The organism is Moraxella sp. Pampa (assembly GCF_035181385.1).
Taxonomy (GTDB): Bacteria; Pseudomonadota; Gammaproteobacteria; order Pseudomonadales; family Moraxellaceae; genus Moraxella.
In genome coordinates this window covers 884,372-901,351 of the sequence record NZ_JAXCJK010000001.1, presented here as the reverse complement: position 1 = coordinate 901,351, position 16,980 = coordinate 884,372, and the positions used below count along the sequence as shown (strand labels likewise).

Here is a 16,980-nt window from a genome sequence, read left to right as displayed (position 1 = left end):
TTATTGTTCAGATGTGAGATACTTTTTTGATGAGTGATGGTAATGATTTTCAAGCAAAGGAACAATTTGTTTTTTGCGACTGACGATACCATCTAAAATAAACAAACCATTTTTTGGTACGGCATTAAAGACCTTACTGATGATGGCGTCTTGCTTGGCATCATGGGTGAGGGCATAGCCGATTTTATCCTTAATGTTGGCAATGGCAACCATAAAGTGGTCAAGATTCTTTTGTTTTTGGAGTGTGTGGGCCATTTGTGCCAATTCATCACAGCGTGCCAAAATCTGAGAAATGTCCATTGTCTCAATGCCTGCAATGCCCCATTTTTTATCACCAAAGTTGTATTCTTTATAATCCATTAATAAAATTTCACGAGCAGATAGATGATGAATATTGCTTTTTGCCAAAAACATTTGCTCAGCCAGTTTGTCTTGATCATTTTTTGATAAGCCAATGATTTTTAATAATTTTTTTAACACATATTTGTCATCGTCAGTCGTGGTAGGGCCAGTTAAATTAAGAGTGTCTGAGATGATGGCAAATAGCATGAGTGTGGCAATGAATGGTGTGATGGTGATGGATTTTTGAACAAGCATTTCGTATAAAATTGTACAAGTGCAACCAACAGGTGCTATGCGAACATAAGCGGTTGTGGGTGTGGATAAATTTAATTTGTGATGATCAATAATAAAGCAAATGTCAAAATCAAATAAATTGGCAATCGATTGAGTCTGTTCGTTGTGGTCAGTTAAGCCGATTTTATCCCCTTTTGTTAAGGTGGTCAATGGATTATTGGGATCCAAATAAGGCAATAAATCGTTGTCCAATCTGTACATTTCATCAGCAAACCAATTGGATAAATGCTCAATCATAAAAGCTGTTTCAGGGTTTGGCTTGCCAAGTCGATAGGCGGTGGCATGAATGTCTTGTGCGTTTAGATAGTATGCCATCACAAACGCTGAGGCAAAAGCGTCTGTGTCAGGGCTGGTGTGTCCGAATATATGATACATGATCACCTCTTTGTTTTATGCCTTATTAATATAATCGGTTGGGTCTTTTGGTTTGATGGTGTCTGCATGATTCATAAAAAAAGTGCGTTGTATATTGTCTTTGGCAACATGATAGTGTGGAAAAACTTGACAAGATGAGTCTAAGTCGCCTTGCCAAGTAGGAATGATGCTTTTCATGCGGTGAAAACGGTTTGGCAGATTGGGCATTTTTTTGGCAGTATGTACAGCTTGTAGAGCATCTTCACGATTGTTGCATACTAATGCCATATCACAGCCTGCATTGATGGCGTACTCAACACGCTCTTTGACGCCACCAACGACACAGGCTGCTTTCATAGATAAATCATCACTAAAAATGACGCCATCAAACCCCAATTGTTTTCTTAAAATCTCTTGCAGCCAGATGGTAGAAAAGCCAGCGGGCTTATCATCAACTTGGCTAAAAATGACATGAGCAGGCATGATGGCATCTAGTTTATCCAAATTTTGTCTAAAACTGATCAAGTCTTGTTCCCAAATCTCATCAAGCTTGCGATTATCTACCGCCTCAGCAATGTGTGAGTCGGGAGCAATGGAGCCATGACCAGGAAAATGCTTGCCCGTGGCTTTCATGCCAGCATCGTGCATACCATCAATGAATTGTGCAGACAGCTTGGTAACAATTTGTGGTTTGGTGTGAAAAGCACGGTCGCCAATCACCGTGCTACACCCATTGATGTCTAGCACAGGTGCAAAGCTGATGTCTACACCCACTGCCAGCACTTCGCACGCCATCAAATAGCCTGCATCATAGGCAAGCGATGAGGCCAACTTGTGATTTTTGTCATAAATTTTGCCAAGTTCACCCATGGCAGGCAGGGGTGAAAAACCATTTCGAAAGCGTGCGACGCGTCCGCCTTCTTGGTCGGCAGCAATGATGATGTTTGGGTTGATGGCTCGTATGGCATCGGTAAGTGCACGCACTTGTGTGGCAGATTGGACATTGCGTGCAAAGATGATGATACCGCCAATCTCATCATTTGCCAAAAATTTTTTATCTGCGTCTGTTAAAACTGTGCCATCTACATCGGCCATAATGATGCCATTTGCCATGTTTTACCTATATTTTGCTAAAATTTTAATAATGTTGCTTATTATGCCATGATTTTGGGGGAATGTATCTATTTAAAGAAATTTACTCACAAAAACCATCACACAAACAAGATTGAGTATGATAAGATAATGCCAATTTTTCTTAATAATTTTTAATATTGATTGCAATTATAGGTGAATATAATGAAACGACAATTTTTGTGGTCGGGCATGGCGACAGCCATTGTGAGTGTACTATTGGCACAAAGTGTTGGCATGGTGGCACAGGCGGCAGACAAGCAGGGCTTTGAGCCAAATATTGAGCAAAAAATGGTTGCACGCCAAGTGTCTTTATTGCTTGATCGCACACATTATCTAAAACAACCGCTTGACCGTCAAATGGGCAAAAAAATCCTAGAAACTTATTTTGATAGTTTGGACGCATCACGCACGCTGCTGTTGCAATCTGATGTTGATGAATTCATGAATAAGTATGGTGATACTTATGCTGAACGATTAAAACGAGGCGATTTGTCCGCAGGGATAGAGATTTTTGAACGCTATCGCACTCGTGCTAATGAATATTATGACACGGCCAAACAAATGCTTGCAGGTGATGTGAATCTGCACACCGATCAGGCCATCATTCTTGACCGTGAAGATGCACCACGCTTTAAAGATGAGGCGGAACAACGACAATATTGGCAAAATCAGACCGCTTATGCACTCATTAATATCACGCTAAACCAAGAAGATGACAAAGCAAAAGACAAGGCGTTTTTGGAAAACCCAGAGCTTGCCAAGGGTCAGGATTTGGTTAAGGGTGAGAACCGTACGCCAAATGAAATTTTGCTTAATCGCATTAATCGCCAAAAGCAACAACTTGGCCGCCTAAAAAATGATGAAATTATGGAGGGTATCTTAAATGCGGCGATGATGGCATATGACCCACACAGTAATTATTATGCACCTGTGCAGGCTAATGAAATGCAGATTCAATCAAATTTGCAATTAGAAGGTATCGGTGTGTCAATTCGTCCTGATCGCAAAAACCCTGACTATACACGCATCATCAGTTTGGTTGATGGTGGACCTGCTCAAAAAACAGGGCAAATCAGAGCTAATGATCTTATTATTGGGGTGGCACAAGAAGATGGTAAAATGGTTGATACCATTGGATTTACCACGCGTGAAATTGTGGCATTGATTCGTGGTGCAAAAGGAACGCCTGTAACCATCAAGGTCAAACAGCCTAATGCTCCAGACAGTGCTGCACGCAATGTTACTATTGTGCGTGATGTCGTCAAGCAAGATGAATCTGGTGTGCAGTATCGTGTGGTTGAGGTGCCATACGATGGGGCAACCAAGCGTGTGGGCGTGATTGAGATTCCAAGTTTTTATTTAAATTTCAAAGCCCGTCTTAGCGGTGTTGGTGTTAATGATTATCGGTCGGTTAGTTTTGATACCGAAAAAGCATTAAAAGCACTAAGAGAAGAAGGTATTGATGGCTTGGTGGTGGATTTGCGTAACAACCCTGGTGGCTCTCTTGATGAAGTGGCAAAAATGCTTGGGCTTTTTATTAAACAAGGTCCTGTCGTGCAAATTCGTGACAATCAGGGCAATGTACAAGTTTATGCTGATGAAGATGGTGGGGAGCAGTTGTATGCGGGCGATATGTCAGTATTAATTAATCTGGGTTCAGCATCTGCATCGGAGATTTTTTCGGCGGCGATACAAGATTATGGGCGTGGTTTGGTTGTTGGCAGCACCACAACAGGCAAGGGCTCTGCCCAATCTCGGCGTGATGATTTGGCACTTGGTTCAGCGACGATTACTCAGCGTAAATTCTACCGCATCAATGGCGGTAGTACCCAGAACAAGGGCGTAGTGCCTGACATTGAATTGGTCAATATCTATGAGGGTATTGAGTTTGGCGAAAGAGAGTATAAAAACCCACTTGAATGGGACATGATTGCTACCACTAATTTTGTTGCAGAAGGTGAGTACAACCAAGATTTGATTAAAAGATTGTCCGCCATTTCCAAAGCTCGCCAAGCCAAAAATCCACAGTTTCAGTACCTTACTGAACTTAATGCCATTCGAGCTCTTGATGACCGTAAAAAGCCGACCGATGTCAATATTGACAAACGCCGTGCCAAAACCAAAGAAGTTGAGAATCGTACTTTGGCTGCTGAAAATGCACGCCGTCAAGCCATGGGTGAAAAGCCTTATACCGATTGGGCGACTTATCAAGCCAGCGTAGATGCACTGGCCGAAGAGCGTGGTGCAATGAAAGAAAATCTACGCCCTAAATTACCAGAGGACGAAGCTTATGTTTTGGAAGCAGCACGCTTAATGTTTGATGCAAAAAAATGATTTATTCTATCAAATGGTGTTGAATTAAGTAGCAAAAAAGCCATCGTTATGATGGCTTTTGATTTTGGTTTGATTAGGTATTTTGGTTGTCCTTAAAGCCTGTTTTTGACTTTAAGGGCAGTGTTACCAAAAAGCGAGTCTTACCTTGCCATGTATCGGTAATGATTTGACCATGATGTGCCTCTATGATTTGTGAAACCAGTGATAAGCCAAGCCCTGAGCCCTTTTTTTCTTGTTTTAGACGCACAAATGGACTAAAAATATCAATGCGTTTGTCTTGGGGTATGCCATTGCCTTGGTCAATTACCGCAATCACAGCAAAAGCAGGTTCTTTGGACGGCTGGTCTTTTTGCCTTGAAAAACTCAGCAAAGGTTTTTTGACTTTCTTGGGCGTTTCGCTGTCATTGGCGGTAAGTGAAGTCTCTACCAAAGTACTTGGAATATCGCCTGCATTGGTCGTATCTATTGTCTCATAAACATAGACTTCAATGGGTGCGATGCCATGAATCATGGCATTGTTAAGTAAGTTGCGTATCAGATGAGTCAGTAGCTTAGGTTGAGCGGTCATGACAACAGATTCGGCAAATAACGATACTTCAGAATAATGCTGGCATTCTGTGCGTATCAGCTCATACAAATCAACTTGTTCGGTAGATTCTAAAGCATGACCTGCATCCAGACGACTGACTAGCAAGATACTTTCTACCAAGTCGTTCAGTCCTGTCAAATCACGGTTGATGGCGGTGGCTCGCTTGTCAAATTTCGCTTTATCGTCATCATTTAGTTTGTCAGCAAGCATATTCATCATCTCAATTTGCAAGCGAATGCGTGTGATTGGCGTGCGAAACTCGTGTGAGGCATGAGCAAGAAGCAGATTGTTGGCGTTGATAAGCTGTTCAATTTTTTGGGCAGATTGGTTAAAACCATAGGCGAGTGTGGCAATCTCGTCATTGCCTTGTTCATCGGCTCTTACGCTAAAATCGCCATCACCGAGTTTTAGCATTTGTCGGCTTAGATGATTGATACGCCAAGTGATGTTTCGGGCAATCCACCATAGCACTGCCGACATGATGAGTACAAGCAGTAGTGTGCCTGTAAATAAGTTTAGTATCGCAACAAATGGCCGTTCTGGTGGTGTGCGACTTTCATACCACAATCGATAGCCTGAGGCATTTGTCAAAGTAACATGGTGATTGGTGGGTGAGAACACATCAGGCATGATGATGTCAAGCCATGTTTCGTCTTGACTAATTTTTGGTGGCAGACCACTGTCTTCGGTTTGTAAGACCAACTCACCATCAGGTGCGTACAATCCAATTTTGGCATTTAAGCTCTCATCAAAAATATCAAAGCTACGCTTAACGATGACCAATATAAATCTTGCTCGTAGCAATTCATTTTTTTTGTTTAAGGCTTCGGCTTCGGCGATGAGCGGATTGATTTGCGTCATGATTTGTTCGGCAATTGCCTTTGAACGCATGCTGTCAGAATTATTATGCACCAATTGGGCAAGCAGTACCATGGCAATCGCAAAAGCAATGATTGCCAAAAAAACACTCACAAAAAGCTGAGCAAAAACTGAATTAAGACCAAAACGATTTTTCATAAATCATGCCAATTTTGATGTGAATTTTTTTTAAGCTTATTAAAACAAATCATTTAATAAGCACCTTTGACTTAAACAAAAAAGACCATCTAAGTGATGGTCTTGTAACATAAAAAGATCACACTTGGTCGGTGGCAAACTGATAGCCAACACCTCGTACTGTGATGATACGCTTAGGCTGGCGTGGATTGTCCTCAATCAATGCACGCAAACGAGAGATATGCACATCAATCGCACGGTCAATATTCTCAGAGCTGTCATCATTTGGCATGGCTTGCCATAGTTGTTCACGATTGAGCACCTTGCCTGCGTGGGTTGCAAAGTAGTGCAATAGTTGAAATTGATGAGTGGTTAGACGAACAATTTTGTCATCAATGGTTACCTCGTGGCTGTCTGGAAATATGGCCAAACGCCCAAAGGTTAGACTGCCAGAGTGTAGGTTGGCTTGATTTGGTGTCTCGTGGCGACGCAGTACAGCACGGATGCGTGCCAGCAGTTCGCGTGGCTCAAATGGCTTGGAGATGTAATCATCTGCTCCCATTTCAAGACCCAATACACGGTCGGTGGTATCGCCTTTGGCGGTTAGCATCACGATGGGTACTTTATTAATCTGAGGGTTTTTAGCACCACGCACTTTTTGACACACTTGCATACCGTCCATGTCAGGCAACATCAAATCAAGCACAATCAGGCTGATGTCGCGTTCTTTGGCATCAAGTAAATCAAGGCCTGCTTGGCCTGTGGCGGCATGATGTATCTCGTAGTAATTCATTGACAGATATTCACTGACTAATTCTGCCAAATCTGGGTCATCTTCAATGAGTAAAATTTGCTTATTCATGGCTGTTGTTCCACATTCCCAAAAAAAAATTAAAAAGAAAAACTAAAAATTAGGGTATATCTTGCCAATCTTTAACAATATTAGCAAGTGTTAAATTGTAGCTAATTTTGAATTTTTATGAATTTTGTGCAATCTTTCCAAGAATTGCGTAAGGTTTTATCCATTTTTATGATTCGTCTGTAACAATTGACCTGCGTTGAACAAGATGGGTCTAATCAATGACCGCACGCTTACCATTGGCATCTTTGGGTAAGTTTGTCAACACAAGCAGGCTGTCATCGGTGATGCCTGACACTAAAAATCGGCGTGTTGTGGTCTGGTATTCAATGACATGGATTTTTGCAAGTTTTAGACTTGCGTCTTGTTTGACGACCCATGCGTAAGCGGGAATTGGTGCAAGGGGTTTGTGGGGTGGGGCATATAATTGGGCAAGGTTAAGAGGTTGCAGGTTTTCGCCGATGATGGCAAAATCTGGTACGAGGGCACCTACTTCTATTTGACCATATTCAATGATGCCTTTGGCGATTTGCCCAGATTTGAGTGCATTACGGTTTTCTTTGGTGGGGGAGATTTTTACATATACATCAATCGTATTTTGCTTTGATGGCGAAGTTTCGATAAGTGCTACTTGTCCACTAAAAGGTCTGCCATGTACGGTTAAATCCACGGTATTGCCAATTTGAATGTGCGATTGTAGGTTGCTTGGTAAGTGGCTGATGAATTGGTATTTTGACACATCTGATAGGCTAATCAGTGGAGTATGGGTGCTGATGGTATCTGTTTGATTGATGTCAATGCTGTCAATTATGCCGTCAAATGGGGCGGTTATTGTAATGATTTGATGGGGTTTTTTGTTTTGTGAATCATCTGCTTGGGCTGGTGTGATTGTAGATAGCGTGATGAGTGCCTGCCCATGTTTGACCGCATCGCCTACATTAACCAAAATTGCATCTATTGTAGCGTCGCTCATGCTTTTTAAGGTGGTATGTTGAGCAGGCGTGATGACACCCTTTAATGAAAAACTTGGTTGATAGCGTGCAGTTTTTACTGAACTTAGGTGGCCATCTGCCAAAATAACCGTGTCTTCATTGATGATGGCGGTGTGTTCATTGACATTGTCTTGAAGTTGTTGGTCTCGTCTGGTGATGGCAGAATCTTCACGATGGTCAATTTTTTGGTTGACTTTGCTCATTATCTGGTTGGGTTTGTCACAGCCTAGCACCAGTGCGGTTGTTGCAATCACCAGCATAAATTTAAACACGCTAATATACATGGGTTTATCTTTAAATATGTTAAAATACCTTCATCTTAACATATTTTTTTGTGTGGTTTTGATATTTTGTTGCCACCAGACTACTAACAAATTGATACATACAATGTGTGAATTTTTTCATATAATTGGTTGGGCCTTATTACTGAATTAAAAATTACTGAATTAAAATTAAATGCCATTAAGGGTGCTAAAAAATTGGAGATTCTATGAGTTTTGAAAAGTCCTTAAAAAAACCAAAGGTTGTTGCTAAATATGCGTTGGCTGTGCGTGTCTTTCATTGGGTGGGTGCATTACTCATTTTGTTGGCATTTTTTGCTGCTGACTTGAACGATGATTATATTGGTCTGCATAAATCTATTGGGGCAAGTTTTTTGATTTGGACAATTTTGCGTATCGTCACTCGTTTTGTTACCAAGACACCAGCATATGTGTCGGCACCAGCATGGCAAAATATGGTCGCACATTTGACGCATCTGGCTTTGTATGTGGCGATGCTTGCCATGCCAATTACAGGCATTTTAATGTCAATGTATGGTGGTTATGGCGTGAGTGTGTTTGGACTATTTGAGTTGACAGCCATCGTAGGGGTAGACAGAGACATGGCAAAACTGATGAATTGGTGGCATACGGAATTTGTGTGGTCAGCGATGTGTATTTTGATTACTCTGCATATCGGTGCGGCACTGTATCATCAATTTGTGATAAAAGACAATCTGATTGCCAGAATGCGTTGATTTTTAGGGTTTGTGCGACTATCGTGCAACTAAGAGTCATGCAATCAATAATGTTGTTGTATTAAAACAAATTTGCATAAAAATCGTCTGTTAGGCGATTTTTTTTATTAAATTAGATGGAAGATATTTTGTGATGAAGTTTAAAAGGTGCTTGTTTTGCTCATCTATAAAACAAAATATAAATAAAAAAACACTCAAAAATAATTTGAGTGTTTTTTAAAAAAATGGTGGCGTGAGGCAGGATCGAACTGCCGACACACGGATTTTCAATCCGTTGCTCTACCGACTGAGCTATCGCGCCAGTTAGCTTATTGGCTAATTGGTGCACATTATAGCCAATTTTAAAAAATTTGCAAGCACTTTTTTGATAAATTTTTAAAATTTTATCAAAATTGATGGCTTTTTATTCAAATTTATCCAAATTGCCTTAATTTTGGGTTATGATAGCTCTTTTGTGTATCATTTTTTTTGGTGCGGTGATGATTGATAAGAAAATTGATGATGAATTAAGTGATGACGACTTGGACTTAAAAAGCGTGCAAGACTTTGTACAAAAACAGCTCTTGATGGATTTTGGGGCATTGTTTGAGTATGTTGATTTGCCCGCTCCTTTGAGTAAAGCATCTGATTACGCCATTTTAAATGGGGGTAAAAGAGTACGACCGATTTTGGTGCTGGCAAGTTTTTTGTCAGTCGGTGGTCGCATGGATTCGGTAGCATTTGGTATGGTGCGTCGTGCCATGCTTGCCATCGAGTGCGTGCATGGCTATTCGCTTGTGCATGATGATTTGCCATGTATGGATGATGATGAGCTACGACGCGGTAAGCCTACTTGTCATATCGTTTATGGAGAGGCGGTTGCCATGCTTGTGGGCGATGTGTTACAGTCTCTTGCTTTTGAGGTTTTAGGCTCTGATGAGTTTGGTAAATTTGGCAAAGTTGATGATATTGTTTTTGCCAGACTTGCTAAAATCTTAGCGCCTAATGCACGGCGTATGGTTGCAGGTCAGCAAGCAGACCTAAATGGAGAGAAAAAGCACCTTAGTCAAGGTGAATTGGAGCAAATTCATCGAGATAAAACAGGGGCGTTAATCATCGCCAGTGTGCTGATGGGGGCGGTGTGCGGCGGGGCAAGCAATGAAGATTTTGCTTATTTGGAGGAGTATGCACGACTGATTGGGCTGGCTTATCAGGTGCAAGACGATGTTTTGGATGTGATGGTGGATACCAAGACGCTTGGTAAGATGGCGGGTAGCGATGAGAAATTGGATAAATCCACTTATGTCAAGCTATTGGGTTTGGACAACGCTCGTACTTATGCCAATACGCTGTTTGATAATGCAAGAGAGCGGGTGATGGGTTTGGGTAAAAAAAATGAGTTGTTGTTGCAGGTGGTGGACTGGTTGCAACAAAGAGATTATTAGAGTTGGAGTTTTTGTTAAGCACCGCCAAGCGTTAAGGATTGTTAAATAGATAAAGGATTGTCAAATAAACCGCTTAAAGACATATAAATAGCAAGCATCTAAATATGGCAGGCGTCTAAGGTCTATAAGATTTGTAAACAAAAAAAGGTTGATAGATACCGACGGCCTCAATCTGTCTGCATCAGCACTTTTTCCATGGCTTTTGGCACGCCTATTTTATCGCTATTTTCATGCCAGACAAATTCAGCATGAATTTGGGTGAGGGCATGATTGATTTGTTGGTATAGACTGTCATTAATTGCAATACGCACCAGCGACAAATGCCAATGAAAGTGCGTGAGTGTATGTTTGATGGTTACATCTACGGTCAGCGTGGCATTAGGCAGAATATCAAACACCTGCTGTTCAGCAAGGCTTAATGCTTGGGTGGCTGTTGGTTTATCGTGATGATTTTTAGCAGAAATTAAATCTGCTGGTAGATTATTTGGTTCATCGCCTATCATTAGCATGGGTAAGACATATAAACCGTCCCAAATACCGCCATTGTTGTTTCTTTTGATCCATAGTAAGTTGTTTTGAAAGTGCAGGGCAAACACCAATGAATGGCGGTGGGGTTTGTTCGCTTTTTTAGTTTTGACAGGGTAGGCGGTAGGGTTGCCTTCTTTGTAAGCAATGCAATCGTCAGATATAGGGCACTGGGTGCAATCAGGGCGTGTGCGAGTGCAGACAGTGGCACCCAAATCCATCATTGCTTGGGCAAACTTTCCGCTCTCATATTCTGGTGTGAGTGCATCAGCAAGGCCCCACAATATTTTGTCAGTGGCAGATTTGGTAATATCGCCATCAATGCCTGCCCAGCGTGTCAGCACTCGTTTGACATTGCCATCGCATATTACGCCACGCTCACGCACGCCCATTGCCATAATCGCTCCTGCGGTAGAACGACCAACGCCACTGATATTTTGCCAATCATCAACCGTTTTTGGGAAATATCCATGTTTGGCGATGAAATTGGCCACTTGTTTTGCACCTTTGTGTAGATTTCTGGCACGAGCATAGTAACCAAGCCCCGCCCAAAGGTTTGCCACATCGTCCCATTCAGCAGCCGCTAAATCTTGCACCGTAGGAAACTTGGCCATAAATTTTGGAAAATAATTTAATACAGTAGTAACCTGCGTTTGTTGAAGCATGATTTCAGAAAGCCACACCGCATAAATATCGGATTTTTGTTGATGATGATATTGCCATGGGAGGTCGTGGCGACCATGTGTCTTAAACCAAGATAAAAGGCGTGGGGCAAAAGTTTGGTGATTCATCAGTTTGGTCTGGTAAGTTGGTGTATTAAAGCAAAAAAGAGCTTTATGGGGACGATGGAGAGATTTTTCATCATTGATTGTTTAAATGGTAGCTTGGTAACTGATGAATTGATAAAAAATTTGTGATTTTAAGGGGTGGCCCTGTCTTTTGTGGTAGATTTTGTTATAATGATTGTATGAAATTATTATCTTTTGCAACGATTTTTGTTTGCTTTGCTCTTTGTATTCCAAATGTTCATGCTCAGGTAGCGACCGCAGATGATTTTGTACAAGGTTTTAATGATGTTTTTGGTGAGTGTCGCAAGCATTTTTATGATGGCATTGCACCAATGTTGGTTGGTGAAAAAGGTGCAAAATTAAATCAAAAAGTTGATGCATTGTGCTTTGATGGTTTTGCTGTTTTGCATTCTGGTGTGTCTCGTACGCCGTTGTGGTCAGCAGAATACTTGACCCGAACTCGCATTGAGCAAGCACGCAAATTGACACGACAAGACAGCTTTCGTGTGGAAAGCAGGCTGCCTCATGACCATCGAGCTCAGCTGTCTGATTATCGGCATTCAGGCTTGGATCGTGGGCATTTGGCACCCAATGGCGATATGGCAGATGTCAATACGCAGTATGAAAGTTTTAGCCTTGCCAATATTGCACCACAAAATGGCACGCACAATCGCAATGTTTGGCGACATATAGAGACGGCCACACGCAACCTTGCCATCAAATATGGGGCCGTTTATGTGGTAACAGGTGTGGTTTTTGATGGGCAGACAGTCTCTCGTATTGGTGGGCGTGTGCTTGTTCCAAGCCATTTTTTTAAGGTAGTTTATATTCCAAGTCTTAACACAGCAGGCGTGTATTATTCGCCAAATACACAAAATCCAAGCTATGAAATCATCAGCCTTGCTGAGTTTACACATCGCACAGGGATTCGTGCCATGCCAACATTGACCAATCCTGTGCAAAACATCGCCTCTAACTTGCCAAGACCTACGCCAGATGGCATGATTGTCTTAGATGAAACGCCGTCTGACAAAAACAAAATTAACCTTAATGACAAACAAGGGTGGCTACTGTTATTGCTTGAAATTTTTAAATATTTTATTGGTTTGATGAGTAAATAATTTTTTGGAGGTTTTATGGATATTTTTCAAAATGACCACGAAGTGCTGACGATTGGTAATTTAACCATTGAGAATAATTTAGGCAGTGTGGTCATTCATGGCGATGTTGAGATTGGTGTGGACGAAGTGGGGGTTTTGCATGCAAAAGCGTTGTATGATTTTGCTAAAAATCTTGTGCAGACCTTAGAGCAGCCATCAAATTTGCTCAAAAATAAGCCATCGCCAAATCATATAGATACGATGGACAACCCCTTTGCCTGATCAATATTTAACCTAAATAACAAAAACATACGCACATTGCCTAAAATCATAACAAAAATAACGCAAGTTAGTGCATTTAATGTTTGATTTTGATTTTTGGCTTGGTTATAATGAATTTGATTTGTTAGCTAACAAGTTGGTTTTTAGGTTTATGATATTATTTTAGGATTTTAGGAGAATTCTTATGAAACTGGTTAAATTACTTGTTGCGACAGCCACACTTACCATTGCTGGTGCTGCTTTTGCTAATGATCCTCTTCTAGGGGAGTGGGTGATGCAAGAAGACGGCAAGCCAAAAGCTGTTGTTACCATCACTGAAAAAGGTGGTGCGTTCACTGGTGTGGTTACAGAGGGCATCACCCCTAAAGCTAAAAAATACGCTGAAGATAAAGTGGTTGTCATTAACGGTCTAAAAGCCCAAGGTGATGGCAAATACAGCGGTGGTACAATTACTGACCCAAGAGATGGTAAGGAATACACCATGAGTGCAACATTAAATGGTGATTCACTGACCCTTAAAGGTGGTTATAAAGTGCCATTTACAAAGACAATTATTGGCAAAACTCAAGTTTGGAAAAAGAAATGATATTTTCTTAACCCACGCTTAGTTCATAAAAAAATACTCAGTCAATTTGGCTGAGTATTTTTTATAAAATCAATCATAAAGCATCTTCGTCCATCTCGCCTGTACGAATGCGAATGACATTTTCAAGTGGTGTAACAAAAATCTTACCATCACCAATCTTGCCTGTATTGGCAGCTTTAATGATGGCTTCGATGATAGATTCAACCATCTCATCGCTACAGGCAATTTCTATTTTAATTTTTGGTAAGAAATCTACCACATATTCGGCACCACGATACATCTCAGTATGACCTTTTTGACGGCCAAAACCTTTAATTTCAGTAATGGTGATGCCATTAATGCCAATCTCTGAGAGTGACTCACGCACATCGTCTAGTTTAAATGGTTTTATGATTGCCGAAATTAATTTCATGAAATGTCCTTGGCGGTGGCTTGGTTTTGTTAATGGTTGGTTCAATTATACCGCCAAATACCATAAAAATTCAATGTTCATTGTGTGAAATTCTGCTACAATATTGAGATAAGTTAGATTGGGAGTGTGATCATGACAGAACAGGCAAAGTTGTATGTGGTGGTGGGGCTTGGAAGCTCTGGATTGTCGGCGGTGAATTTTTTGCTGACAAATGGACATCGTGTTGTGGTGGTGGACGAACAGCCTGCCCCCAGCCTTGCTCCCAAATTGCCAAAAGAGGTAGAGGTATTTTTTGGCAGTATTGATGGCAAAATCCTACTCTTGGCAGATAAGATCATCATCAGTCCAGGTGTGGACCCTCGCCATGTTGCCATCGTTGCTGCAAAATCAGCTGGCATACCTGTGGTGAGCGATGTTCAGCTGTTTGTTGATGCTTTGCGTGAGCGTGATGAAAAAACTGGTAAGAATACGCCGATAGTTGCCATTACAGGTTCAAATGCCAAATCTACCGTAACCACGCTGGTAGGCGAGATGGCAAAATCAGCGGGCAAAATTGTCGGTGTTGGTGGCAATATTGGCACACCAGCACTTGAACTGCTTGACATAGATGATATGGAAATTGTCATACTTGAACTGTCAAGTTTTCAGCTTGAACATATCAGTGATTTGGGTGCAAATGTTGCGACCATTTTAAATATCTCGCCCGATCACCTTGATCGTCATGGCAGTATGAAAGGTTATTTGGCACAAAAATTACGAATTTTTGAAGATGCACAGGCGGTGGTCATTTATGATGATGATGCCGACTTAAAAGAAGCTTGCCAAAATATGCTGGCTGATAAAGGTGAAACAAACGCTGCTATCATCACAACAAGTGGCATGCTTAATTGTGACTGTCATGCAGACTTTTGTTTGATTAAGAAAGATGATGAAATTTGGCTATGCCATCATGGCCAGCATTTGATGTCTGATGGTCAATTACTCATTAAGGGTAGGCATAATTTGCTAAACGCATTATCTGCATTGGCACTTGGTAAATCAGTTGGGCTGGATATGCCAAGTATGCTAAATTCTCTAAAGACCTTTAAGGGTTTGCCGCATCGTTGTGAATATATCAACCAAGTAGCGGGTCGGGCTTATTTTAATGATTCAAAGGGCACAAACATTGGCTCGACTCTGGCTGCTATTGATGGGCTGGGTTCGGTATATGGCGAGCAGTCACTTGCCATCATTTTAGGGGGCTTGGGTAAGGGTCAAGATTTTAGTGAGCTTGGCGAGGCGGTTGAAAAATATGCTCATTCTGTGTATTTAATTGGTGCAGATGCACCAGCAATTGAGCAGGGGCTATTTACCAGACCATCACTTGTCAATCGCACTCACCATGCGGGCAATATGCAGCAAGCAGTTGACTTGGCTAGCCAAGGTGCGGCAAAGGCAGTTTTGCTATCACCTGCGTGTGCCAGTTTTGATCAGTTTGCCAGCTATGGCGATCGCGGGGATAAATTTGTAGCGATGGTAAACGCACTGGCAAAGCCATGATATGAGTGTCAAAAAACCATCTTTTAGGTGGTTTTTTATTTTGTGTACAATACTTTGTTGGCGATTTGAACGATTGGTTAAAATATTGTGCTAAATAATATTGAAATTGAATGAATTTTTCTACGATTCGCCCAAAAGTCGTTTATAATAATAACTTTGATTTGCTTAGATATAAAATCCATGCCTGCATTTTTTCAAAAATTATCCATACTTAATTTGCCTTCAGCGCGTACAACCCTGATTGTGTGCTTGGGGCTGTTGTTGTCATTAAGCCTACTTATGATTGCATCAGCATCCATTCCCTTTGCTCTAACCAAGGGAATGTATCCTATGAAATTTTTTTGGTCACAACTGCTATATATCAGTATTGGTTTAATCTCAGCTTTTGTTGTATATCATTTGCCCCTAAAAATTTATTGTAAAATAAGTAATATTTTGCTACTTTGGCTGATTGTTCTGATACTTTTATTTTTGACTTTTCTTTTTGCCACACCAATCAACGGCTCAAAGCGTTGGCTGAGTATTGGTGGTTTTAGCTTGCAGGCGGCAGAACTTGCCAAGATGGTGATGGTGATGGTGGCATCAGAATATGTCGTGCGACGGTCTGCGGATATGCGTGGCAGTATTTTTACAGGCTGGCGACTGTTTGTTTGGTATTTGCCGATTTTATTGTTATTAATATCTCAGCCAGACTATGGCTCAACTGCAGTGATTATGGCAACTTTACTGGTCATTGCGTGGATTGGTGGTTCACCACTCAAAGATTATGTGGTGATTTTTGTGATCACGCTGATTATTGGTATATTGGGTATTTTTCTTGCAGACTATCGTCGTGAGCGTTTGTTGTCTTTTTGGGATCCATTTGATGATATTAGAGGTAGCGATTTTCAGCTGTCTCGTAGCTTGATTGCCTTTGGTCGTGGACAGCTGACAGGTGTGGGGTATGGCGATAGTGTGCAAAAGCTGTCTCATTTACCAGAAGCACATACCGATTTTATCTTGGCGATTACAGGTGAGGAGTTGGGTTTTTTTGGTGTGGCATTCGTGCTGATTTTAGAGGCGCTCATAGTGCTTTGCATCGTTATTATCAGCTATGCTACACTCAAACGCCGTCAGCTGCGTCTCAGTTATATGGTTATGGGGTTTGCTTCGCTGATTTTTGGGCAGGTATTCATCAATGCGGGCATGAACATGGGAATGTTGCCAACCAAAGGCTTAACTTTGCCATTTTATAGCTATGGAGGCTCAGCATTGTTGGTTAGTATGATGATGGTTGGCTTGATTTTAAAAGTTGATAAAGAAAGCGTTCATATTGAACGCATGGGGCAAAGTCGTGATTATTGATTGTTAAACTGTAATACTATCTTGCCATTATTATCATTGCCATAAAAAACCGCTAAGTTAGGCGGTTT

General features: G+C 41.3%; 15 protein-coding genes and 1 tRNA gene. 8 read left to right on the top strand and 8 right to left on the bottom strand.

Features of this window, described 5'->3' with window-relative positions; genetic code table 11:
- A complete protein-coding gene (locus tag R0123_RS04365) occupies window positions 1–1,011 on the bottom strand; it encodes a DHH family phosphoesterase (RefSeq protein ID WP_323843211.1) in 1,011 nt (336 codons plus the stop codon).
- 15 nt (window positions 1,012–1,026) lie between these two features.
- Window positions 1,027–2,103 (bottom strand): beta-N-acetylhexosaminidase, encoded by a 1,077-nt coding sequence (nagZ, locus tag R0123_RS04360; protein WP_323841609.1) that lies wholly within the window; start codon window positions 2,101–2,103, stop codon window positions 1,027–1,029.
- A 180-nt stretch (window positions 2,104–2,283) separates the two neighbouring features.
- Between nagZ and R0123_RS04355 the strand changes: the two genes are divergently transcribed.
- Complete coding sequence (locus R0123_RS04355; RefSeq protein WP_323843244.1) at window positions 2,284–4,458, top strand: carboxy terminal-processing peptidase; 2,175 nt, start codon at window positions 2,284–2,286, stop codon at window positions 4,456–4,458.
- A gap of 73 nt (window positions 4,459–4,531) precedes the next feature.
- Here the strand turns inward: R0123_RS04355 and R0123_RS04350 are convergent, their stop codons facing one another.
- The 3 genes from R0123_RS04350 to R0123_RS04340 all read right to left on the bottom strand — a co-directional run bounded on the left by R0123_RS04350 (window position 4,532) and on the right by R0123_RS04340 (window position 8,178).
- Window positions 4,532–6,064: a HAMP domain-containing sensor histidine kinase gene (locus tag R0123_RS04350; RefSeq protein ID WP_323843210.1), complete on the bottom strand. Its 1,533-nt coding sequence runs from the start codon at window positions 6,062–6,064 to the stop codon at window positions 4,532–4,534.
- 118 nt (window positions 6,065–6,182) lie between these two features.
- Complete coding sequence (locus R0123_RS04345; protein ID WP_323841611.1) at window positions 6,183–6,905, bottom strand: response regulator transcription factor; 723 nt, start codon at window positions 6,903–6,905, stop codon at window positions 6,183–6,185.
- A 211-nt stretch (window positions 6,906–7,116) separates the two neighbouring features.
- On the bottom strand, window positions 7,117–8,178 hold the full coding sequence (locus tag R0123_RS04340) for an efflux RND transporter periplasmic adaptor subunit (RefSeq protein WP_323841612.1): 1,062 nt from the start codon (window positions 8,176–8,178) through the stop codon (window positions 7,117–7,119).
- Window positions 8,179–8,384: 206 nt separating this feature from the next.
- Between R0123_RS04340 and R0123_RS04335 the strand changes: the two genes are divergently transcribed.
- A complete protein-coding gene (locus tag R0123_RS04335; RefSeq protein WP_323843209.1) occupies window positions 8,385–8,912 on the top strand; it encodes a cytochrome b in 528 nt (175 codons plus the stop codon).
- 225 nt (window positions 8,913–9,137) lie between these two features.
- On the opposite strand, the gene R0123_RS04330 is transcribed toward R0123_RS04335, so the two are convergent.
- Window positions 9,138–9,213, bottom strand: a tRNA-Phe gene (locus R0123_RS04330).
- 178 nt (window positions 9,214–9,391) lie between these two features.
- Between R0123_RS04330 and R0123_RS04325 the strand changes: the two genes are divergently transcribed.
- Complete coding sequence (locus R0123_RS04325; protein WP_323843208.1) at window positions 9,392–10,336, top strand: farnesyl diphosphate synthase; 945 nt, start codon at window positions 9,392–9,394, stop codon at window positions 10,334–10,336.
- 167 nt (window positions 10,337–10,503) lie between these two features.
- On the opposite strand, the gene mutY is transcribed toward R0123_RS04325, so the two are convergent.
- On the bottom strand, window positions 10,504–11,652 hold the full coding sequence (mutY, locus tag R0123_RS04320) for an A/G-specific adenine glycosylase (protein ID WP_323843207.1): 1,149 nt from the start codon (window positions 11,650–11,652) through the stop codon (window positions 10,504–10,506).
- A 176-nt stretch (window positions 11,653–11,828) separates the two neighbouring features.
- Here mutY and R0123_RS04315 point away from each other — a divergent pair, with 176 nt between their 5' ends.
- From R0123_RS04315 to R0123_RS04305, 3 genes are all read left to right on the top strand, one after another.
- The gene (locus R0123_RS04315; RefSeq protein ID WP_323843206.1) at window positions 11,829–12,770 is read left to right on the top strand and encodes a DNA/RNA non-specific endonuclease; all 942 of its coding nucleotides are present in this window, start codon (window positions 11,829–11,831) and stop codon (window positions 12,768–12,770) included.
- Window positions 12,771–12,785: 15 nt separating this feature from the next.
- The gene (locus R0123_RS04310) at window positions 12,786–13,031 is read left to right on the top strand and encodes a hypothetical protein (protein WP_323841617.1); all 246 of its coding nucleotides are present in this window, start codon (window positions 12,786–12,788) and stop codon (window positions 13,029–13,031) included.
- A gap of 184 nt (window positions 13,032–13,215) precedes the next feature.
- A complete protein-coding gene (locus tag R0123_RS04305) occupies window positions 13,216–13,617 on the top strand; it encodes a DUF2147 domain-containing protein (protein WP_323841618.1) in 402 nt (133 codons plus the stop codon).
- Window positions 13,618–13,690: 73 nt separating this feature from the next.
- Here the strand turns inward: R0123_RS04305 and R0123_RS04300 are convergent, their stop codons facing one another.
- Window positions 13,691–14,029 (bottom strand): P-II family nitrogen regulator, encoded by a 339-nt coding sequence (locus tag R0123_RS04300; RefSeq protein WP_323841619.1) that lies wholly within the window; start codon window positions 14,027–14,029, stop codon window positions 13,691–13,693.
- A gap of 132 nt (window positions 14,030–14,161) precedes the next feature.
- Here R0123_RS04300 and murD point away from each other — a divergent pair, with 132 nt between their 5' ends.
- A complete protein-coding gene (gene murD / locus R0123_RS04295; protein ID WP_323843205.1) occupies window positions 14,162–15,568 on the top strand; it encodes a UDP-N-acetylmuramoyl-L-alanine--D-glutamate ligase in 1,407 nt (468 codons plus the stop codon).
- A gap of 180 nt (window positions 15,569–15,748) precedes the next feature.
- Complete coding sequence (ftsW, locus tag R0123_RS04290) at window positions 15,749–16,912, top strand: putative lipid II flippase FtsW (protein ID WP_323841621.1); 1,164 nt, start codon at window positions 15,749–15,751, stop codon at window positions 16,910–16,912.
- Window positions 16,913–16,980 lie beyond the last annotated feature (68 nt).

Coding starts and splice junctions, on each gene's coding strand:
- nagZ (WP_323841609.1), bottom strand. CDS start 2,103: ATGGCAAATGGCATCATTATGGCCGATGTAGATGGCACAGTTTTAACA.
- R0123_RS04305 (WP_323841618.1), top strand. CDS start 13,216: ATGAAACTGGTTAAATTACTTGTTGCGACAGCCACACTTACCATTGCT.
- R0123_RS04315 (WP_323843206.1), top strand. CDS start 11,829: ATGAAATTATTATCTTTTGCAACGATTTTTGTTTGCTTTGCTCTTTGT.
- murD (WP_323843205.1), top strand. CDS start 14,162: ATGACAGAACAGGCAAAGTTGTATGTGGTGGTGGGGCTTGGAAGCTCT.
- R0123_RS04335 (WP_323843209.1), top strand. CDS start 8,385: ATGAGTTTTGAAAAGTCCTTAAAAAAACCAAAGGTTGTTGCTAAATAT.
- mutY (WP_323843207.1), bottom strand. CDS start 11,652: ATGAATCACCAAACTTTTGCCCCACGCCTTTTATCTTGGTTTAAGACA.
- ftsW (WP_323841621.1), top strand. CDS start 15,749: ATGCCTGCATTTTTTCAAAAATTATCCATACTTAATTTGCCTTCAGCG.
- R0123_RS04365 (WP_323843211.1), bottom strand. CDS start 1,011: ATGTATCATATATTCGGACACACCAGCCCTGACACAGACGCTTTTGCC.
- R0123_RS04350 (WP_323843210.1), bottom strand. CDS start 6,064: ATGAAAAATCGTTTTGGTCTTAATTCAGTTTTTGCTCAGCTTTTTGTG.
- R0123_RS04345 (WP_323841611.1), bottom strand. CDS start 6,905: ATGAATAAGCAAATTTTACTCATTGAAGATGACCCAGATTTGGCAGAA.
- R0123_RS04310 (WP_323841617.1), top strand. CDS start 12,786: ATGGATATTTTTCAAAATGACCACGAAGTGCTGACGATTGGTAATTTA.
- R0123_RS04325 (WP_323843208.1), top strand. CDS start 9,392: ATGATTGATAAGAAAATTGATGATGAATTAAGTGATGACGACTTGGAC.
- R0123_RS04300 (WP_323841619.1), bottom strand. CDS start 14,029: ATGAAATTAATTTCGGCAATCATAAAACCATTTAAACTAGACGATGTG.
- R0123_RS04340 (WP_323841612.1), bottom strand. CDS start 8,178: ATGTATATTAGCGTGTTTAAATTTATGCTGGTGATTGCAACAACCGCA.